This is a genomic window from Streptomyces sp. SBT349 (genome assembly GCF_001083795.1).
In the GTDB taxonomy this organism is placed as follows: Bacteria; Actinomycetota; Actinomycetes; order Streptomycetales; family Streptomycetaceae; genus Streptomyces.
Window position 1 is genome coordinate 1 of sequence record NZ_LAVK01000130.1, and the last position, 19174, is coordinate 19174.

General features: G+C 71.6%; 14 protein-coding genes. 7 read left to right on the top strand and 7 right to left on the bottom strand.

Features of this window, described 5'->3' with window-relative positions; all coding sequences use genetic code 11:
- The coding region (locus ADY01_RS17545; RefSeq protein ID WP_049573927.1) for a nitrate- and nitrite sensing domain-containing protein at positions 1–2412 on the bottom strand (2412 nt) is incomplete at its 3' end.
- Positions 2413–2951: 539 nt separating this feature from the next.
- On the opposite strand from ADY01_RS17545, the gene ADY01_RS17550 reads away from it, so the two are divergent.
- On the top strand, positions 2952–3137 hold the full coding sequence (locus ADY01_RS17550; protein ID WP_049573908.1) for a hypothetical protein: 186 nt from the start codon (positions 2952–2954) through the stop codon (positions 3135–3137).
- Positions 3138–3214: 77 nt separating this feature from the next.
- Here ADY01_RS17550 and ADY01_RS17555 read toward each other — a convergent pair whose 3' ends face one another.
- From ADY01_RS17555 to ADY01_RS17575, 5 genes are all read right to left on the bottom strand, one after another.
- Positions 3215–3424, bottom strand: a complete 210-nt coding sequence (locus ADY01_RS17555; RefSeq protein ID WP_049573913.1) for an acyl-CoA carboxylase subunit epsilon — start codon at positions 3422–3424, stop codon at positions 3215–3217.
- A 38-nt stretch (positions 3425–3462) separates the two neighbouring features.
- Positions 3463–5058, bottom strand: coding sequence for an acyl-CoA carboxylase subunit beta (locus ADY01_RS17560; protein ID WP_049573916.1), 1596 nt, complete (start codon positions 5056–5058; stop codon positions 3463–3465).
- A gap of 196 nt (positions 5059–5254) precedes the next feature.
- The gene (gene cimA / locus ADY01_RS17565; RefSeq protein WP_049573919.1) at positions 5255–6871 is read right to left on the bottom strand and encodes a citramalate synthase; all 1617 of its coding nucleotides are present in this window, start codon (positions 6869–6871) and stop codon (positions 5255–5257) included.
- A gap of 258 nt (positions 6872–7129) precedes the next feature.
- Positions 7130–8239 (bottom strand): branched-chain amino acid aminotransferase, encoded by a 1110-nt coding sequence (locus ADY01_RS17570; protein WP_049573922.1) that lies wholly within the window; start codon positions 8237–8239, stop codon positions 7130–7132.
- A 204-nt stretch (positions 8240–8443) separates the two neighbouring features.
- Positions 8444–9487, bottom strand: a complete 1044-nt coding sequence (locus tag ADY01_RS17575) for a 3-isopropylmalate dehydrogenase (RefSeq protein ID WP_049573925.1) — start codon at positions 9485–9487, stop codon at positions 8444–8446.
- 200 nt (positions 9488–9687) lie between these two features.
- On the opposite strand from ADY01_RS17575, the gene ADY01_RS17580 reads away from it, so the two are divergent.
- The 5 genes from ADY01_RS17580 to ADY01_RS17600 all read left to right on the top strand — a co-directional run bounded on the left by ADY01_RS17580 (position 9688) and on the right by ADY01_RS17600 (position 15960).
- Entirely contained in the window at positions 9688–10731 is a 1044-nt protein-coding gene (locus tag ADY01_RS17580) for a 3-isopropylmalate dehydrogenase (RefSeq protein ID WP_049573925.1), read from the top strand.
- Between the two features lie 204 nt (positions 10732–10935).
- Entirely contained in the window at positions 10936–12045 is a 1110-nt protein-coding gene (locus ADY01_RS17585; protein WP_049573922.1) for a branched-chain amino acid aminotransferase, read from the top strand.
- 258 nt (positions 12046–12303) lie between these two features.
- Positions 12304–13920, top strand: coding sequence for a citramalate synthase (cimA, locus tag ADY01_RS17590; RefSeq protein WP_049573919.1), 1617 nt, complete (start codon positions 12304–12306; stop codon positions 13918–13920).
- A gap of 196 nt (positions 13921–14116) precedes the next feature.
- Entirely contained in the window at positions 14117–15712 is a 1596-nt protein-coding gene (locus tag ADY01_RS17595) for an acyl-CoA carboxylase subunit beta (RefSeq protein ID WP_049573916.1), read from the top strand.
- Between the two features lie 38 nt (positions 15713–15750).
- The gene (locus ADY01_RS17600) at positions 15751–15960 is read left to right on the top strand and encodes an acyl-CoA carboxylase subunit epsilon (RefSeq protein WP_049573913.1); all 210 of its coding nucleotides are present in this window, start codon (positions 15751–15753) and stop codon (positions 15958–15960) included.
- A 77-nt stretch (positions 15961–16037) separates the two neighbouring features.
- Here ADY01_RS17600 and ADY01_RS17605 read toward each other — a convergent pair whose 3' ends face one another.
- Positions 16038–16223 (bottom strand): hypothetical protein, encoded by a 186-nt coding sequence (locus tag ADY01_RS17605; protein ID WP_049573908.1) that lies wholly within the window; start codon positions 16221–16223, stop codon positions 16038–16040.
- Between the two features lie 539 nt (positions 16224–16762).
- Between ADY01_RS17605 and ADY01_RS17610 the strand changes: the two genes are divergently transcribed.
- A partial coding sequence (locus ADY01_RS17610) for a nitrate- and nitrite sensing domain-containing protein (RefSeq protein WP_049573930.1) occupies positions 16763–19174 on the top strand: 2412 nt, incomplete at its 3' end.

Genomic DNA, 19174 nt, shown 5'->3' on the forward strand with positions numbered 1-19174 from the left:
GCCTCCCGGCCCCGGCCGGCCGGCGCGGGGAGGCTGGCCCTGGGGCGTGGGCGCGCCCGGATCGCCGGGGCGGGACGGCAGCGCGGGGCGGGCGTGGCTGCCGCGTACCTGACCGCGGGGCTGGTCGGCGCCGCGGTCCAGGCCGTGGTTCCAGCCGGGCAGTTGGGCGGTGTCGCTGTCCGAGCCCCGCGCCACCTCGCCGGGCGGACGGCGCAGCGGCGGGGTGTCGCGTTGCAGGGTCGCGGTCGCCGGGCCGCCGGGCGGGCGGGAGCGCCCGGGGCCCTGGGCCACGTCGGCGGGCAGCATGACCAGGGCGGTGGTGCCGCCGGAGTCGGAGGGCCGCAGCTGTATGCGGATGTTGTGGCGCAGCGACAGGCGGCCGACCACGAACAGGCCCATGCGGCGGGAGACGGAGACGTCCACCGTGGGCGGGTTGGCGAGCCGGTCGTTGATCTCGGCCAGGTCCTCGGGCGACAGGCCGATGCCGGTGTCGTGGATCTCCACCAGGACGCGGCCGTCGGGCAGCGCGTGGCCGGTGACCTTCACCTTGGTCTGCGGCGAGGAGAAGGAGGTGGCGTTCTCCAGCAGCTCGGCGAGCAGGTGCACGAGGTCGTTGACCACGCGGCCGGCGACGTCCGTCTTGGGGACGGCGCTCAGCTCGATGCGTTCGTACTGCTCCACCTCGGAGGCCGCGGCGCGCAGCACGTCGACCAGCGGCACGGGCCGCGTCCAGCGGCGGCCCGGCTCCTCGCCCGCGAGGACCAGCAGGTTCTCGCCGTTGCGGCGCATGCGGGTGGCGAGGTGGTCCAGCTTGAACAGCGAGGAGAGCTGGTCCGGGTCGGCCTCGCGCGACTCCAGTTCGGAGATGAGCGAGAGCTGCCGCTGGATCAGGCCCTGGCTGCGGCGGGAGAGGTTGGTGAACATGGCGTTGACGTTGCCCCGCAGGAGGGCCTGCTCGCCCGCCAGGCGGACGGCCTCCCGGTGCACGTCGTCGAACGCCTCGGCCACCTTGCCGATCTCGTCCCTGGTGTAGACGCCCACGGACTCGACGGCGGTGTTGACGTCCTCGGGCTCGGCCTCGGACATGTGCTTGACGACCTCGGGCAGCCGCGTGCGGGCCACCTCCTGCGCGGTGTCCTGGAGCCGCCGCAGGGAGCGGACCATGGACCGGGCCACGACGAACGCGCCGACGCGGGAGATGCCGAGGACGAGGACGATCAGGGCGCCGTTGAGGATGGCGTCGCGCTGGGCCTCGTCGCGCAGCTCCCGGGCCTGCGACTCCATCTCGTCGAGCAGGGTCCGCTCGATGTTGTCCATCGCGTCGATCTTGGCGCGGTCCTGGTCGTACCAGTCGCGGTAGGAGCGGTCCTGGCTCTGGATGCCCTCCTCAGCGGCGAAGACCTGGAGGGCGTACTGGTTGGCCGACACGATGTTGACCATGCCGCTCTCCAGTGGCTCCAGCAGCTCGCGGGCGGCCTCCTCGTCGCCGTACACCAGCGGGAAGCTGTCGAGCGTGGACTCCTCGCTCTGCTGGTGGGTGCGGCCGAACCGCCAGTCGCTGTGCGAGAGGGCGGCCTCATCCCCCTCGCGCTCGTCGCGCGCGAGGCCCGCGGTGATGACGGCGCGCTGGATGGAGGCGTGCTCCTTGGCCGAGGAGAACGTGGCCAGGGCGCGGGTGGAGCGGATCATCTCGCTGTTGCTCGTGGCCTGGGCCATGTCCTGCGAGAGGCCGAGCAGGGCCTCGATCAGCTCGTTGTACTGGCTGACGGTCTGCGAGACATAGGCGGGGTCGGCGTAGGCCTGGTTCCGGATCTGGCTGATCTCGTTGACCCGGGAGCCGATGTCGTTGACCGTCGCCTGGACGCCCTTCATGGCGTCGTCGGTGTTGTCGATCCTCAGGGTCGCGTCGCTGAACGCCTGGATGGCCTCGTCCGTGCGCTCGCGCGGGGCCGCGACCTCGTCGCTCTTCGGGTTGCGACCGCTGACCAGCGGGCCGGCCGAGCGGTCGCGCTCCTCCTGGAGGGCGGAGGCCAGCAGCGTCGCCTGCTGCGTCAGGTCGGTGAGCAGCTGCATGTCGTCCAGCTGCTCGATGTCGCCCATCGACCCCTGAATACGCAGGCCACCGAGGACGGTGGCGGCGAGAACGGGGAGGGCGATCAGGGAGACCAGTCTGGTGCTGATGCGCCAGTTCCGCAGGGCGAGCCGGGAACCGGCCTGGCTCGGGCGCCGCTTGGGCTGGGGCGCGCCCTCCGCGCCTTCGGGCGCGCGGTCGCGTGGCATCGTGTCGCCGCCGGGGGCGGGCCGCGCCGGGGCACCGCCCAGGGCAGGACCCGTAGAGGAGCCGCGGTCACTCGCGCCGCCCGGCTCCTTGTCCCCCGCCGCGCTGCCTTCCCTCTTGAAACGTCCCTGCACTAGCGTCGCAACCTCTGGACCTCAGCGCCCGCCGCTGAAGCGGCGTGGCGGTCTTGAGCCGGGGGCACACAAGCCCCGTTACGGTCGTTTGGACAACTGACGCCTCGTGATCGGCCTGTGTGTGGCGCTGGTGTGCGCCCCCCACTCGCTCTGCCGACCCGCGGCGGTCCGTGGAATTCCAGCACAGAGGCCGATCTCCAACAAGGGCCAGGAGTCGTCCCGTGACATGTATGACGCTGTGCAGACGCATGATCACGTCGGGTACGCAGCATGTGCGGAGGAACCGGACCTTTACCCCTGACATCGCCACGGAATCCGCACACTCATCACCCGTCCCACCACTCGAAACGGGGATCTTTGTCCGGCTATGCGAACTTCGCCCGTTAGGAGGCATGGCCCCTTATGCGCGCTTTGCCGCACTCTCCGTGAGGAAACTCACACCATGTGGTGGCTGATTGCGACCGGGGAGTGGGTACGCGGCCCCTAATCTCTGCTGTACATCGTCCCTCGGAATGACAAGAGACCAAGGCAGAAAACCTGTGAAGAGCACTCTGACCACGCGCTCCATCGCAAACCCCCGGCGTACCACTCTGGCACACCTGGCCCATGCCGCTGATCTCACGCAGGCGCCCCGGCCCCAGGCCACCGCCGTCCAGGAACTGCCCGCCCACACCGCGAACCCGCGCCGCACCGTCCTCGACGAGTGGGACGAGCAGGCGGCCTGACGCCCGCCGCGCGTCATGCGCGAGCCCCCGGCCTCACCGAGGCCGGGGGCTTTCTCGTCTCCGCGGACGGTACGGGCTCAGCCCTGCCAGCTGTGCGGGGCGCGGTAGGAACGGGCGCGCTCCAGGCGGCGCCAGGGTGCCCGCGACTGACGGGTGGGGGCGGCCTCGGTGGGGCCCTGGGCGGCGCGCGCCACCAGGAGCGCGGTCACCGCGGCCACCTCCTCGTCGCTCGCGCGGCCCTTCTCGACACGGACCAGGCGCGGGTCAGCGGTCGGCTCGGTGCTCATGGGGGGCTGTCCTTCCTTCGGCCTGAGGCCGCTGAAGCCTACTGGGGCGGGTTGCCGTGCTTGCGGACGGGCAGGTCCGCGTGCTTGGTGCGGAGCATCGCGAACGCCTGGACGAGGACGGCCCGGGTCTCGGCCGGTTCGATGACGTCGTCGACCAGGCCGCGTTCGGCCGCGTAATACGGGTGCATCAGCTCGGCCTTGTACTCCTTCACCATCCGCAGCCGGGTCCCCTCGGGGTCCTCCGCCGCCGCGATCTGGCGACGGAAGATCACGTTGGCCGCGCCCTCGGCACCCATCACCGCGATCTCGTTGGTCGGCCAGGCGAGGGTGACGTCCGCCCCGATCGACTGCGAGTCCATCACGATGTACGCACCGCCGTACGCCTTTCGCAGGACCACGGAGATGCGCGGCACCGTGGCGTTGCAGTACGCGTACAGCAGCTTGGCGCCGTGCCGGATGATCCCGCCGTGCTCCTGGTCCACGCCGGGCAGGAAGCCGGGGACGTCCAGCAGGGTCAGGATCGGGATGTTGAACGCGTCGCACATCTGCACGAAGCGCGCCGCCTTCTCCGAGGCCGAGATGTCGAGGACACCCGCCAGCGCCTGCGGCTGGTTGGCCACCACCCCGACGACCTGGCCGTCCAGGCGGGCGAGCGCGCAGATGATGTTCTCCGCCCAGCGCTCGTGCACCTCGAGGAACTCGCCGTCGTCCACCAGCTCCTCGATCACCGCACGCATGTCGTAGGGCTGGTTCCCCTCGGCCGGGACCAGGTCGACCAGGCTCTCGCACCGCCGGTCCGCCGGGTCCTCGGTCGGGGCGGCCGGCGGGTTCTCCCGGTTGTTGGCGGGGAGGAGCGACAGCAGGAAGCGGACCTCCTCGATGCACGACTCCTCGTCGTCGTACGCGAAGTGGGCGACCCCGGAGGTCGCCGCGTGGACATCGGCGCCGCCCAGGCCGTTCTGCGAGACCTGAGCGCCCGTCACCGCCTGCACCACGTCGGGCCCGGTGATGAACATCTGCGCGGTCTCGCGGACCATGAAGACGAAGTCGGTCAGCGCCGGGGAGTACGCCGCGCCGCCCGCGCACGGGCCGAGCATCACCGAGATCTGGGGAATCACCCCGGACGCCCGCGTATTGCGCTGGAAGATCCCGCCGTACCCCGCGAGCGCGGAGACGCCCTCCTGGATGCGGGCGCCGGCGCCGTCGTTCAGCGAGACCAGCGGGGCCCCCGCGGTGATGGCCATGTCCATGATCTTGTGGATCTTCGCCGCGTGGGCCTCGCCCAGCGCCCCGCCGAAGATCCGGAAGTCGTGCGCGTAGACGAAGACCGGCCGGCCGTGGACCAGGCCCCAGCCCGTCACCACGCCGTCCGTGTACGGCCGCTTGGCCTCGAGTCCGAAGCCCGTGGCGCGGTGCCGCCGCAGCGCGCCGACCTCGTTGAACGACCCCTCGTCCAGCAGCAGCGCGATCCGCTCGCGCGCGGTGCGCTTCCCCTTGGCGTACTGCGCCGCGGTCGCGGCCTCCGAGGGCCCCCGCAGCGCCTCCTCGCGAATCGCCCGGAGCTCGGCGACGCGCCCCCTGGCATCCGTGGCGGCGGCCGTCCCGGACGGACCCGTCTCAGCGTGATCGGTCATGTATAGACCCTACGAAATGCCGTGCCCCTTGGCTCTGGTCAGATCCGTACAGTCTCCGTAGCCGTTTCATGGCCGCGCTGGACAGAACCCGCCGTACAGAGGGGTGCGGGCGAGCGCTCACAGCCGCCCGGCCGGAGCGGCACTGTCGAACTCCTACAGTGCCGCCCGCTCGGGGGTGTTTCGACCCCCCGACCTGTCAGTCCTCGGGCCGCAGACCGGCACGCAGCAGGCCGAAGGTGTAGGCGTCGTCGAGCGCCTGCCAGGAGGCCGCGATGACGTTCTCCGCGACCCCCACCGTGGACCACTCGGTGGACCCGTCGCCCGAGGTGATCAGCACCCGGGTGGTGGACTGGGTGCCGTGCCTGCCCTCCAGGATGCGGACCTTGTAGTCCACCAGCTGGATACGGGCCAGTTCCGGGAAGGTACGTTCCAGGCCGGTTCGCAGCGCGCGGTCCAGCGCGTTCACCGGGCCGTTGCCCTCTCCGGTGGCGAGGACCCGCTCGCCCTTGGCCCGGATCCGCACGGTCGCCTCGTTGTCCAGGGAGCCGTCGCCCCGCTGGTCGGTGATCGCGCGCCAGGACTCCAGCCGGAAGAAGCGCTGCGGCCGGTCGTACACCGTCTCGCGCAGCAGCAGTTCGAACGAGGCGTCGGCGGCCTCGTAGGTGAAGCCGCGCAGCTCCCGCTCCTTGACCCGCTCCACGATCCGGCCGACCAGGTCACGATCGTCGAGGTCGTAGCCGAGCTCCTTGCCCTTGAGCTCGACGGAGGCGCGGCCCGCCATATCCGAGACCAGCATCCGCATCGAGTTGCCGACCAGCTCGGGGTCGATGTGCTGGTAGAGGTCGGGGTCGACCTTGATGGCGGAGGCGTGCAGCCCGGCCTTGTGGGCGAAGGCCGAGACGCCGACGTAGGGCTGGTGGGTGGCGGGGGCGAGGTTGACGACCTCGGCGATGGCATGGGAGATGCGGGTCATCTCGGTCAGCGCGCCGGGCGGCAGAACGCGGCGGTCGTACTTCAGTTCGAGCGCGGCGACGACCGGGAAGAGGTTGGCGTTGCCGACGCGTTCGCCGTAGCCGTTGGCGGTGCACTGGACATGGGTGGCCCCGGCGTCCACGGCGGCCAGGGTGTTGGCGACCGCGCATCCGCTGTCGTCCTGGGCGTGCATGCCGATCCGCGCGCCGGTGTCCGCGACGACGGTGCGCACCACGGCCTGGACCTGAGCGGGGAGCATGCCGCCGTTGGTGTCGCACAGCACCACCACGTCGGCGCCCGCCCCGTGCGCGGCGCGGACCACGTCGAGGGCGTAGGCCGGGTTGGCGGCGTAGCCGTCGAAGAAGTGCTCGCAGTCGACGAAGACCCGGCGGCCGTGCGCGCGCAGGTGCGCGACGGTGTCCCTGACCATGGCCAGGTTCTCGGCGAGGGTGGTGCGCAGGGCCAGCTCGACGTGCCGGTCGTGGGACTTGGCGACGAGGGTGACCACCGGCGCCTCGGAGTCGAGCAGCGCCTGGACCTGGGCGTCGGCGGCCACGGCCGTGTGCGCCCTGCGGGTCGCGCCGAAGGCGACCAGGCTCGCGTGCCGGAAGGTGATCGTCTCGCGGGCCCGCTGGAAGAACTCGGTGTCGCGCGGGTTGGCGCCCGGCCAGCCGCCCTCGATGAAGCCGACGCCGAAGTCGTCCAGGTGGCGGGCGATGGCCAGCTTGTCCGCAACGGTGAGGCTGATGCCCTCGCGCTGCGCGCCGTCGCGCAGCGTGGTGTCGAAGACATGGAAGGCGTCGCTCGGGGACTGGGGGGTATCCGGGGCGTCGGTCGTCATGGCGGTGTCGGCTCCTGTCCGGGTCCATGGCAGGGATCGCGGTGGTCGGGTCGCGGGGGTCGCGGTGGTCGGGCGGGGAGAACGCGATGCGTCCGCAAAGCAAAAGACCCCTCGCGGATGCGAGAGGTCTGCGCGCGGGTCCTTGCTGCTGTCAGCGGGGACCGGCGCGCTGGGCACCAATAATCATGGTGTACGGAAGCATGCGGGCAGTGTGGCACAGGAGAACGCCTGTGCCACCCGCCGTCTCACGATCCGGACTCAGGGGATGTGGTGCATCCAGCCGTGCCGGTCCTCCACCTGGCCGGTCTGGATGCCGAGCAGCTCCTCGCGCAGCCGCATGGTGACCGCGCCCGGCCGGCCGTCGGCGACCAGCCAGGAGGCGTCACTCGACTTGACCGAGCCGACCGGGGTGATCACGGCCGCGGTGCCGCAGGCGAAGACCTCGGTGATGGCGCCGTCCGCGTTCCCCCGCTGCCAGTCGTCCGTGGAGATGCGGGCCTCCTCGGTGGGGTGGCCCAGGTCGGCGGCGATGGTCAGCAGCGAGTCCCGGGTGATGCCGGGCAGGAGCGTCCCGGTCAGCGCGGGAGTGGTGATCCTGGCGTGCTCGCCGGTGCCGTGGACGAAGTACAGGTTCATCCCGCCCATCTCCTCGACCCAGCGGCGCTCGGTGGCGTCCAGCCAGACGACCTGGTCGCAGCCGTTCCGCGTGGCCTCGGCCTGGGCGACGAACGCGGCGGCGTAGTTGCCCGCGCACTTGGCCTCGCCGGTGCCGCCGGGCGCGGCCCTGACGTACTCGCGGGAGAGCCACACGGAGACCGGCTTGATGCCGCGGGGGAAGTACGCCCCGGCGGGCGAGGCGATCACCATGAAGAGGTACTCGTTGGCCGGTCGGTTGATGCCGAGGCCGACCTCGGTGGCGAACATGAACGGCCGCAGGTAGAGCGACTGCTCGCCCTGGGTCGGGACCCACGCCACGTCCTGGGCGACGAGCAGGTCGATGGCCTCGACGAACGCCTCCACCGGAAGCTCCGGCATGGCGAGGCGGCGTGCGGAGCGCTGGAAGCGCCGGGCGTTGGCCTCCGGTCTGAAGACGGCGACCGAGCCGTCGGGCTGGCGGTACGCCTTCAGCCCCTCGAAGATCTCCTGGCCGTAGTGCAGCGCCATGGTCGCCGGATCCATCGGGATCGGCGCGTAGGGCTGGAGCCGGGCGTCGTGCCAGCCCCGCCCCTCGGTCCACCGGATGGTGACCATGTGATCGCTGAAGTGCCGGCCGAATCCGGGGTCGGCGAGCGCCGCCTCGCGCTCCTCGTCGGACAGCGGCTGGGCGGCGGGCTTGAGGTCGAAGGTGAGAGGGGTCGTGGTCGTCATGTGTGAGCGCGTCCTTCAGGTGAGTGGTCGGGCGGGCCGCCTGTCCGTCGCCCGACGCAATAGTAGGACGTCCGAGCAATGGGCTATGCGATGCCCCGCGGTCGACTTCCGTCCGGTGGCGGCCCAGAGACGATGGTGGCACCCGGAGGCAGGCTGGCAGAAGCCGCCGGGCACCGGCCCGGCGGCTTGTCGGAGCCGTCCGGGCTAGCCGGCTACTCGCGCGGCGAGCGCGTCGCCGATGGCCGCGGTGGTGCGCGGGGTGGCGGGGTCGCGCTCGGCGAGGTCGGCGGTGACGGCCTCCTCGATGCGGGTGGCCTGGGCTTCGTGGCCGAGGTGGCGCAGGAGGAGGGCGGCGGAGAGCACCGTGGCGGTCGGGTCGGCCTTGCCGGTGCCGGCGATGTCGGGCGCCGAGCCGTGCACGGGCTCGAACATCGAGGGGTGGGTGCCGGCCGGGTTGATGTTGCCCGAGGCGGCGAGGCCGATGCCGCCGGTGATGGCGGCGGCCAGGTCCGTGAGGATGTCGCCGAACAGGTTGTCCGTGACGATCACGTCGAACCGCTCGGGCTGGGTGACCAGGAAGATCGTCGCGGCGTCCACGTGCAGGTAGTCCGTGGTGACCCGCGGATACTCCCGGGCGACGCGGTCCACCGTGTTCTTCCAGAGGTGGCCGGCGTGGACCAGCACGTTGTTCTTGTGGACCAGCGTCAGCTTCCTGGCGGGACGGGCGGCGGCGCGCTCGAACGCGTCACGCACGACGCGCTCGACCCCGTAGGCCGTGTTGATGCTGACCTCGGTGGCGACCTCGGCCGGGGTGCCGGTGCGCATGGAGCCGCCGTTCCCCACATAGGGGCCCTCGGTGCCCTCCCGGACGACGACGAAGTCGATGTCGGGGGAACCGGCCAGCGGGCTGGCCGTGTTGGGGAACAGGCGGCTGGGGCGGAGGTTCACATAGTGGTCGAAGGCGAAGCGCAGCTTCAGCAGAAGGCCGCGCTCCAGGACGCCGGAGGGCACGGACGGGTCGCCGATGGCACCGAGCAGGATCGCGTCGTGGGCCGCCAGGCGCTCCAGGTCGGACTCGGTCAGCGTCTCGCCGGTGGCGTGCCAGCGGCCGGCGCCCAGATCGTAGGCGGTGGTCTCCAGCTTGACGTCCCCCGGCAGGGCCGCGGACAGGACCTTCAGTCCCTCCGCCACCACCTCGGGGCCGATGCCGTCGCCGGGAATCACTGCGAGATCGATGCTCCGTGCCATGGGGGGACCCTACGCCCCGTCCCATGCCCTGACATGGGACGTCCACGATGCGGACGGCTCAGCGGTCGCCCACGCCTCCGTTGTCCCGGCGGTCCAGCGCGCGCTGGACCGCCGGGACAACGGAGGCGTGGGCGACCGCTGAGCCGTCCGCATCGTGGACGTCCCATGTCAGGGCATGGGACGGGGCGTAGGGTCCCCCCATGGCACGGAGCATCGATCTCGCAGTGATTCCCGGCGACGGCATCGGCCCCGAGGTGGTGGCGGAGGGACTGAAGGTCCTGTCCGCGGCCCTGCCGGGGGACGTCAAGCTGGAGACCACCGCCTACGATCTGGGCGCCGGCCGCTGGCACGCCACCGGCGAGACGCTGACCGAGTCCGACCTGGAGCGCCTGGCGGCCCACGACGCGATCCTGCTCGGTGCCATCGGCGACCCGTCCGTGCCCTCCGGCGTCCTGGAGCGCGGCCTTCTGCTGAAGCTGCGCTTCGCCTTCGACCACTATGTGAACCTCCGCCCCAGCCGCCTGTTCCCCAACACGGCCAGCCCGCTGGCCGGTTCCCCCGACATCGACTTCGTCGTCGTCCGGGAGGGCACCGAGGGCCCCTATGTGGGGAACGGCGGCTCCATGCGCACCGGCACCCCGGCCGAGGTCGCCACCGAGGTCAGCATCAACACGGCCTACGGGGTCGAGCGCGTCGTGCGTGACGCGTTCGAGCGCGCCGCCGCCCGTCCCGCCAGGAAGCTGACGCTGGTCCACAAGAACAACGTGCTGGTCCACGCCGGCCACCTCTGGAAGAACACGGTGGACCGCGTCGCCCGGGAGTATCCGCGGGTCACCACGGACTACCTGCACGTGGACGCCGCGACGATCTTCCTGGTCACCCAGCCCGAGCGGTTCGACGTGATCGTCACGGACAACCTGTTCGGCGACATCCTCACGGACCTGGCCGCCGCCATCACCGGCGGCATCGGCCTCGCCGCCTCGGGCAACATCAACCCGGCCGGCACCCACCCCTCGATGTTCGAGCCCGTGCACGGCTCGGCGCCCGACATCGCCGGCACCGGCAAGGCCGACCCGACCGCCACGGTGCTCTCCGCCGCCCTCCTCCTGCGCCACCTCGGCCACGAAGCCCAGGCCACCCGCATCGAGGAGGCCGTCACCGCCGACCTCGCCGAGCGCGACCCCGCCACCCCGCGCACCACCGCGGCCATCGGCGACGCGCTCGCCGCGCGAGTAGCCGGCTAGCCCGGACGGCTCCGACAAGCCGCCGGGCCGGTGCCCGGCGGCTTCTGCCAGCCTGCCTCCGGGTGCCACCATCGTCTCTGGGCCGCCACCGGACGGAAGTCGACCGCGGGGCATCGCATAGCCCATTGCTCGGACGTCCTACTATTGCGTCGGGCGACGGACAGGCGGCCCGCCCGACCACTCACCTGAAGGACGCGCTCACACATGACGACCACGACCCCTCTCACCTTCGACCTCAAGCCCGCCGCCCAGCCGCTGTCCGACGAGGAGCGCGAGGCGGCGCTCGCCGACCCCGGATTCGGCCGGCACTTCAGCGATCACATGGTCACCATCCGGTGGACCGAGGGGCGGGGCTGGCACGACGCCCGGCTCCAGCCCTACGCGCCGATCCCGATGGATCCGGCGACCATGGCGCTGCACTACGGCCAGGAGATCTTCGAGGGGCTGAAGGCGTACCGCCAGCCCGACGGCTCGGTCGCCGTCTTCAGACCGGAGGCCAACGCCCGGCGCTTCCAGCGCTCCGCACGCCGCCTCGCCATGCCGGAGCTTCCGGTGGAGGCGTTCGTCGAGGCCATCGACCTGCTCGTCGCCCAGGACGTGGCGTGGGTCCCGACCCAGGGCGAGCAGTCGCTCTACCTGCGGCCGTTCATGTTCGCCACCGAGGTCGGCCTCGGCATCAACCGACCGGCCAACGAGTACCTCTTCATGGTGATCGCCTCGCCCGCCGGGGCGTACTTCCCCCGCGGCATCAAGCCGGTCTCCGTGTGGCTCTCCCGCGAGTACGTCAGGGCCGCGCCCGGCGGCACCGGCGAGGCCAAGTGCGCGGGCAACTACGCCGCCGCGTTCGTCGCCCAGGCCGAGGCCACGCGGAACGGCTGCGACCAGGTCGTCTGGCTGGACGCCACCGAGCGCCGCTGGGTCGAGGAGATGGGCGGGATGAACCTGTACTTCGTCCACGGCACCGGCGAGCACGCCAGGATCACCACTCCCGCGCTGACCGGGACGCTCCTGCCCGGCATCACCCGGGACTCGCTGCTGACCATCGCCGCCGACCTGGGCCACCCCACCGAGGAGGCCCGCATCTCCACGGACGACTGGCAGCGGGGGAACGCGGACGGCGCCATCACCGAGGTCTTCGCCTGCGGCACCGCGGCCGTGATCACCCCGGTCGGCTCGGTCAAGTCGAGTGACGCCTCCTGGCTGGTCGCCGACGGCCGGCCGGGCGCGGTCACCATGCGGCTGCGCGAGGAGCTGCTCGGCATCCAGACCGGCCAGGTGGAGGACCGGCACGGCTGGATGCACCACATCCCCTGAGTCCGGATCGTGAGACGGCGGGTGGCACAGGCGTTCTCCTGTGCCACACTGCCCGCATGCTTCCGTACACCATGATTATTGGTGCCCAGCGCGCCGGTCCCCGCTGACAGCAGCAAGGACCCGCGCGCAGACCTCTCGCATCCGCGAGGGGTCTTTTGCTTTGCGGACGCATCGCGTTCTCCCCGCCCGACCACCGCGACCCCCGCGACCCGACCACCGCGATCCCTGCCATGGACCCGGACAGGAGCCGACACCGCCATGACGACCGACGCCCCGGATACCCCCCAGTCCCCGAGCGACGCCTTCCATGTCTTCGACACCACGCTGCGCGACGGCGCGCAGCGCGAGGGCATCAGCCTCACCGTTGCGGACAAGCTGGCCATCGCCCGCCACCTGGACGACTTCGGCGTCGGCTTCATCGAGGGCGGCTGGCCGGGCGCCAACCCGCGCGACACCGAGTTCTTCCAGCGGGCCCGCGAGACGATCACCTTCCGGCACGCGAGCCTGGTCGCCTTCGGCGCGACCCGCAGGGCGCACACGGCCGTGGCCGCCGACGCCCAGGTCCAGGCGCTGCTCGACTCCGAGGCGCCGGTGGTCACCCTCGTCGCCAAGTCCCACGACCGGCACGTCGAGCTGGCCCTGCGCACCACCCTCGCCGAGAACCTGGCCATGGTCAGGGACACCGTCGCGCACCTGCGCGCGCACGGCCGCCGGGTCTTCGTCGACTGCGAGCACTTCTTCGACGGCTACGCCGCCAACCCGGCCTACGCCCTCGACGTGGTCCGCGCCGCGCACGGGGCGGGCGCCGACGTGGTGGTGCTGTGCGACACCAACGGCGGCATGCTCCCCGCTCAGGTCCAGGCCGTGGTGCGCACCGTCGTCGCGGACACCGGCGCGCGGATCGGCATGCACGCCCAGGACGACAGCGGATGCGCGGTCGCCAACACCCTGGCCGCCGTGGACGCCGGGGCCACCCATGTCCAGTGCACCGCCAACGGCTACGGCGAACGCGTCGGCAACGCCAACCTCTTCCCGGTCGTCGCCGCGCTCGAACTGAAGTACGACCGCCGCGTTCTGCCGCCCGGCGCGCTGACCGAGATGACCCGCATCTCCCATGCCATCGCCGAGGTCGTCAACCTCGCCCCCGCCACCCACCAGCCCTACGTCGGCGTCTCGGCCTTCGCCCACAAGGCCGGGCTGCACGCCTCCGCCATCAAGGTCGACCCCGACCTCTACCAGCACATCGACCCCGAGCTGGTCGGCAACTCGATGCGGATGCTGGTCTCGGATATGGCGGGCCGCGCCTCCGTCGAGCTCAAGGGCAAGGAGCTCGGCTACGACCTCGACGATCGTGACCTGGTCGGCCGGATCGTGGAGCGGGTCAAGGAGCGGGAGCTGCGCGGCTTCACCTACGAGGCCGCCGACGCCTCGTTCGAACTGCTGCTGCGCGAGACGGTGTACGACCGGCCGCAGCGCTTCTTCCGGCTGGAGTCCTGGCGCGCGATCACCGACCAGCGGGGCGACGGCTCCCTGGACAACGAGGCGACCGTGCGGATCCGGGCCAAGGGCGAGCGGGTCCTCGCCACCGGAGAGGGCAACGGCCCGGTGAACGCGCTGGACCGCGCGCTGCGAACCGGCCTGGAACGTACCTTCCCGGAACTGGCCCGTATCCAGCTGGTGGACTACAAGGTCCGCATCCTGGAGGGCAGGCACGGCACCCAGTCCACCACCCGGGTGCTGATCACCTCGGGCGACGGGTCCACCGAGTGGTCCACGGTGGGGGTCGCGGAGAACGTCATCGCGGCCTCCTGGCAGGCGCTCGACGACGCCTACACCTTCGGCCTGCTGCGTGCCGGTCTGCGGCCCGAGGACTGACAGGTCGGGGGGTCGAAACACCCCCGAGCGGGCGGCACTGTAGGAGTTCGACAGTGCCGCTCCGGCCGGGCGGCTGTGAGCGCTCGCCCGCACCCCTCTGTACGGCGGGTTCTGTCCAGCGCGGCCATGAAACGGCTACGGAGACTGTACGGATCTGACCAGAGCCAAGGGGCACGGCATTTCGTAGGGTCTATACATGACCGATCACGCTGAGACGGGTCCGTCCGGGACGGCCGCCGCCACGGATGCCAGGGGGCGCGTCGCCGAGCTCCGGGCGATTCGCGAGGAGGCGCTGCGGGGGCCCTCGGAGGCCGCGACCGCGGCGCAGTACGCCAAGGGGAAGCGCACCGCGCGCGAGCGGATCGCGCTGCTGCTGGACGAGGGGTCGTTCAACGAGGTCGGCGCGCTGCGGCGGCACCGCGCCACGGGCTTCGGACTCGAGGCCAAGCGGCCGTACACGGACGGCGTGGTGACGGGCTGGGGCCTGGTCCACGGCCGGCCGGTCTTCGTCTACGCGCACGACTTCCGGATCTTCGGCGGGGCGCTGGGCGAGGCCCACGCGGCGAAGATCCACAAGATCATGGACATGGCCATCACCGCGGGGGCCCCGCTGGTCTCGCTGAACGACGGCGCCGGCGCCCGCATCCAGGAGGGCGTCTCCGCGCTCGCGGGGTACGGCGGGATCTTCCAGCGCAATACGCGGGCGTCCGGGGTGATTCCCCAGATCTCGGTGATGCTCGGCCCGTGCGCGGGCGGCGCGGCGTACTCCCCGGCGCTGACCGACTTCGTCTTCATGGTCCGCGAGACCGCGCAGATGTTCATCACCGGGCCCGACGTGGTGCAGGCGGTGACGGGCGCTCAGGTCTCGCAGAACGGCCTGGGCGGCGCCGATGTCCACGCGGCGACCTCCGGGGTCGCCCACTTCGCGTACGACGACGAGGAGTCGTGCATCGAGGAGGTCCGCTTCCTGCTGTCGCTCCTCCCCGCCAACAACCGGGAGAACCCGCCGGCCGCCCCGACCGAGGACCCGGCGGACCGGCGGTGCGAGAGCCTGGTCGACCTGGTCCCGGCCGAGGGGAACCAGCCCTACGACATGCGTGCGGTGATCGAGGAGCTGGTGGACGACGGCGAGTTCCTCGAGGTGCACGAGCGCTGGGCGGAGAACATCATCTGCGCGCTCGCCCGCCTGGACGGCCAGGTCGTCGGGGTGGTGGCCAACCAGCCGCAGGCGCTGGCGGGTGTCCTCGACATCTCGGCCTCGGAGAAGGCGGCGCGCTTCGTGCAGATGTGCGACGCGTTCAACATCCCGATCCTGACCCTGCTGGACGTCCCCGGCTTCCTGCCCGGCGTGGACCAGGAGCACGGCGGGATCATCCGGCACGGCGCCAAGCTGCTGTACGCGTACTGCAACGCCACGGTGCCGCGCATCTCCGTGGTCCTGCGAAAGGCGTACGGCGGTGCGTACATCGTGATGGACTCGCAGTCGATCGGGGCGGACGTCACCCTCGCCTGGCCGACCAACGAGATCGCGGTGATGGGTGCCGAGGGCGCGGCCAACGTGATCTTCCGTCGCCAGATCGCGGCGGCGGAGGACCCCGAGGGGACCCGGCTGCGGATGGTGAAGGAGTACAAGGCCGAGCTGATGCACCCGTATTACGCGGCCGAACGCGGCCTGGTCGACGACGTCATCGAACCGGCCGAGACCCGGGCCGTCCTCGTCCAGGCGTTCGCGATGCTCCGCACCAAGCACGCGGACCTGCCCGTCCGCAAGCACGGCAACCCGCCCCAGTAGGCTTCAGCGGCCTCAGGCCGAAGGAAGGACAGCCCCCCATGAGCACCGAGCCGACCGCTGACCCGCGCCTGGTCCGTGTCGAGAAGGGCCGCGCGAGCGACGAGGAGGTGGCCGCGGTGACCGCGCTCCTGGTGGCGCGCGCCGCCCAGGGCCCCACCGAGGCCGCCCCCACCCGTCAGTCGCGGGCACCCTGGCGCCGCCTGGAGCGCGCCCGTTCCTACCGCGCCCCGCACAGCTGGCAGGGCTGAGCCCGTACCGTCCGCGGAGACGAGAAAGCCCCCGGCCTCGGTGAGGCCGGGGGCTCGCGCATGACGCGCGGCGGGCGTCAGGCCGCCTGCTCGTCCCACTCGTCGAGGACGGTGCGGCGCGGGTTCGCGGTGTGGGCGGGCAGTTCCTGGACGGCGGTGGCCTGGGGCCGGGGCGCCTGCGTGAGATCAGCGGCATGGGCCAGGTGTGCCAGAGTGGTACGCCGGGGGTTTGCGATGGAGCGCGTGGTCAGAGTGCTCTTCACAGGTTTTCTGCCTTGGTCTCTTGTCATTCCGAGGGACGATGTACAGCAGAGATTAGGGGCCGCGTACCCACTCCCCGGTCGCAATCAGCCACCACATGGTGTGAGTTTCCTCACGGAGAGTGCGGCAAAGCGCGCATAAGGGGCCATGCCTCCTAACGGGCGAAGTTCGCATAGCCGGACAAAGATCCCCGTTTCGAGTGGTGGGACGGGTGATGAGTGTGCGGATTCCGTGGCGATGTCAGGGGTAAAGGTCCGGTTCCTCCGCACATGCTGCGTACCCGACGTGATCATGCGTCTGCACAGCGTCATACATGTCACGGGACGACTCCTGGCCCTTGTTGGAGATCGGCCTCTGTGCTGGAATTCCACGGACCGCCGCGGGTCGGCAGAGCGAGTGGGGGGCGCACACCAGCGCCACACACAGGCCGATCACGAGGCGTCAGTTGTCCAAACGACCGTAACGGGGCTTGTGTGCCCCCGGCTCAAGACCGCCACGCCGCTTCAGCGGCGGGCGCTGAGGTCCAGAGGTTGCGACGCTAGTGCAGGGACGTTTCAAGAGGGAAGGCAGCGCGGCGGGGGACAAGGAGCCGGGCGGCGCGAGTGACCGCGGCTCCTCTACGGGTCCTGCCCTGGGCGGTGCCCCGGCGCGGCCCGCCCCCGGCGGCGACACGATGCCACGCGACCGCGCGCCCGAAGGCGCGGAGGGCGCGCCCCAGCCCAAGCGGCGCCCGAGCCAGGCCGGTTCCCGGCTCGCCCTGCGGAACTGGCGCATCAGCACCAGACTGGTCTCCCTGATCGCCCTCCCCGTTCTCGCCGCCACCGTCCTCGGTGGCCTGCGTATTCAGGGGTCGATGGGCGACATCGAGCAGCTGGACGACATGCAGCTGCTCACCGACCTGACGCAGCAGGCGACGCTGCTGGCCTCCGCCCTCCAGGAGGAGCGCGACCGCTCGGCCGGCCCGCTGGTCAGCGGTCGCAACCCGAAGAGCGACGAGGTCGCGGCCCCGCGCGAGCGCACGGACGAGGCCATCCAGGCGTTCAGCGACGCGACCCTGAGGATCGACAACACCGACGACGCCATGAAGGGCGTCCAGGCGACGGTCAACGACATCGGCTCCCGGGTCAACGAGATCAGCCAGATCCGGAACCAGGCCTACGCCGACCCCGCCTATGTCTCGCAGACCGTCAGCCAGTACAACGAGCTGATCGAGGCCCTGCTCGGCCTCTCGCAGGACATGGCCCAGGCCACGAGCAACAGCGAGATGATCCGCTCCACCCGCGCCCTGGCCACGTTCTCCTCGGCCAAGGAGCACGCCTCCATCCAGCGCGCCGTCATCACCGCGGGCCTCGCGCGCGACGAGCGCGAGGGGGATGAGGCCGCCCTCTCGCACAGCGACTGGCGGTTCGGCCGCACCCACCAGCAGAGCGAGGAGTCCACGCTCGACAGCTTCCCGCTGGTGTACGGCGACGAGGAGGCCGCCCGCGAGCTGCTGGAGCCACTGGAGAGCGGCATGGTCAACATCGTGTCGGCCAACCAGTACGCCCTCCAGGTCTTCGCCGCTGAGGAGGGCATCCAGAGCCAGGACCGCTCCTACCGCGACTGGTACGACCAGGACCGCGCCAAGATCGACGCGATGGACAACATCGAGCGGACCCTGCTCGACGAGATGGAGTCGCAGGCCCGGGAGCTGCGCGACGAGGCCCAGCGCGACGCCATCCTCAACGGCGCCCTGATCGTCCTCGTCCTCGGCATCTCCCTCGTCGGCGCGTTCGTCGTGGCCCGGTCCATGGTCCGCTCCCTGCGGCGGCTCCAGGACACCGCGCAGGAGGTGGCCCGCACGCGGCTGCCCGAGGTCGTCAAGCACATGTCCGAGGCCGAGCCCGAGGACGTCAACACCGCCGTCGAGTCCGTGGGCGTCTACACCAGGGACGAGATCGGCAAGGTGGCCGAGGCGTTCGACGACGTGCACCGGGAGGCCGTCCGCCTGGCGGGCGAGCAGGCCCTCCTGCGGGGCAACGTCAACGCCATGTTCACCAACCTCTCCCGCCGCAGCCAGGGCCTGATCCAGCGGCAGCTCTCGCTCATCTCCGAACTGGAGTCGCGCGAGGCCGACCCGGACCAGCTCTCCTCGCTGTTCAAGCTGGACCACCTCGCCACCCGCATGCGCCGCAACGGCGAGAACCTGCTGGTCCTCGCGGGCGAGGAGCCGGGCCGCCGCTGGACGCGGCCCGTGCCGCTGGTCGACGTGCTGCGCGCCGCGGCCTCCGAGGTGGAGCAGTACGAACGCATCGAGCTGAGCGCCGTCCCCAAGACGGACGTCGCCGGCCGCGTGGTCAACGACCTCGTGCACCTGCTCGCCGAGCTGCTGGAGAACGCCACCTCCTTCTCCTCGCCGCAGACCAAGGTGAAGGTCACCGGCCACGCGCTGCCCGACGGCCGCGTCCTGGTGGAGATCCACGACACCGGCATCGGCCTGTCGCCCGAGGACCTGGCCGAGATCAACGACCGGCTCGCCAACCCGCCCACGGTGGACGTCTCCGTCTCCCGCCGCATGGGCCTGTTCGTGGTCGGCCGCCTGTCGCTGCGCCACAACATCCGCATACAGCTGCGGCCCTCCGACTCCGGCGGCACCACCGCCCTGGTCATGCTGCCCGCCGACGTGGCCCAGGGCCCCGGGCGCTCCCGCCCGCCCGGCGGCCCGGCGACCGCGACCCTGCAACGCGACACCCCGCCGCTGCGCCGTCCGCCCGGCGAGGTGGCGCGGGGCTCGGACAGCGACACCGCCCAACTGCCCGGCTGGAACCACGGCCTGGACCGCGGCGCCGACCAGCCCCGCGGTCAGGTACGCGGCAGCCACGCCCGCCCCGCGCTGCCGTCCCGCCCCGGCGATCCGGGCGCGCCCACGCCCCAGGGCCAGCCTCCCCGCGCCGGCCGGCCGGGGCCGGGAGGC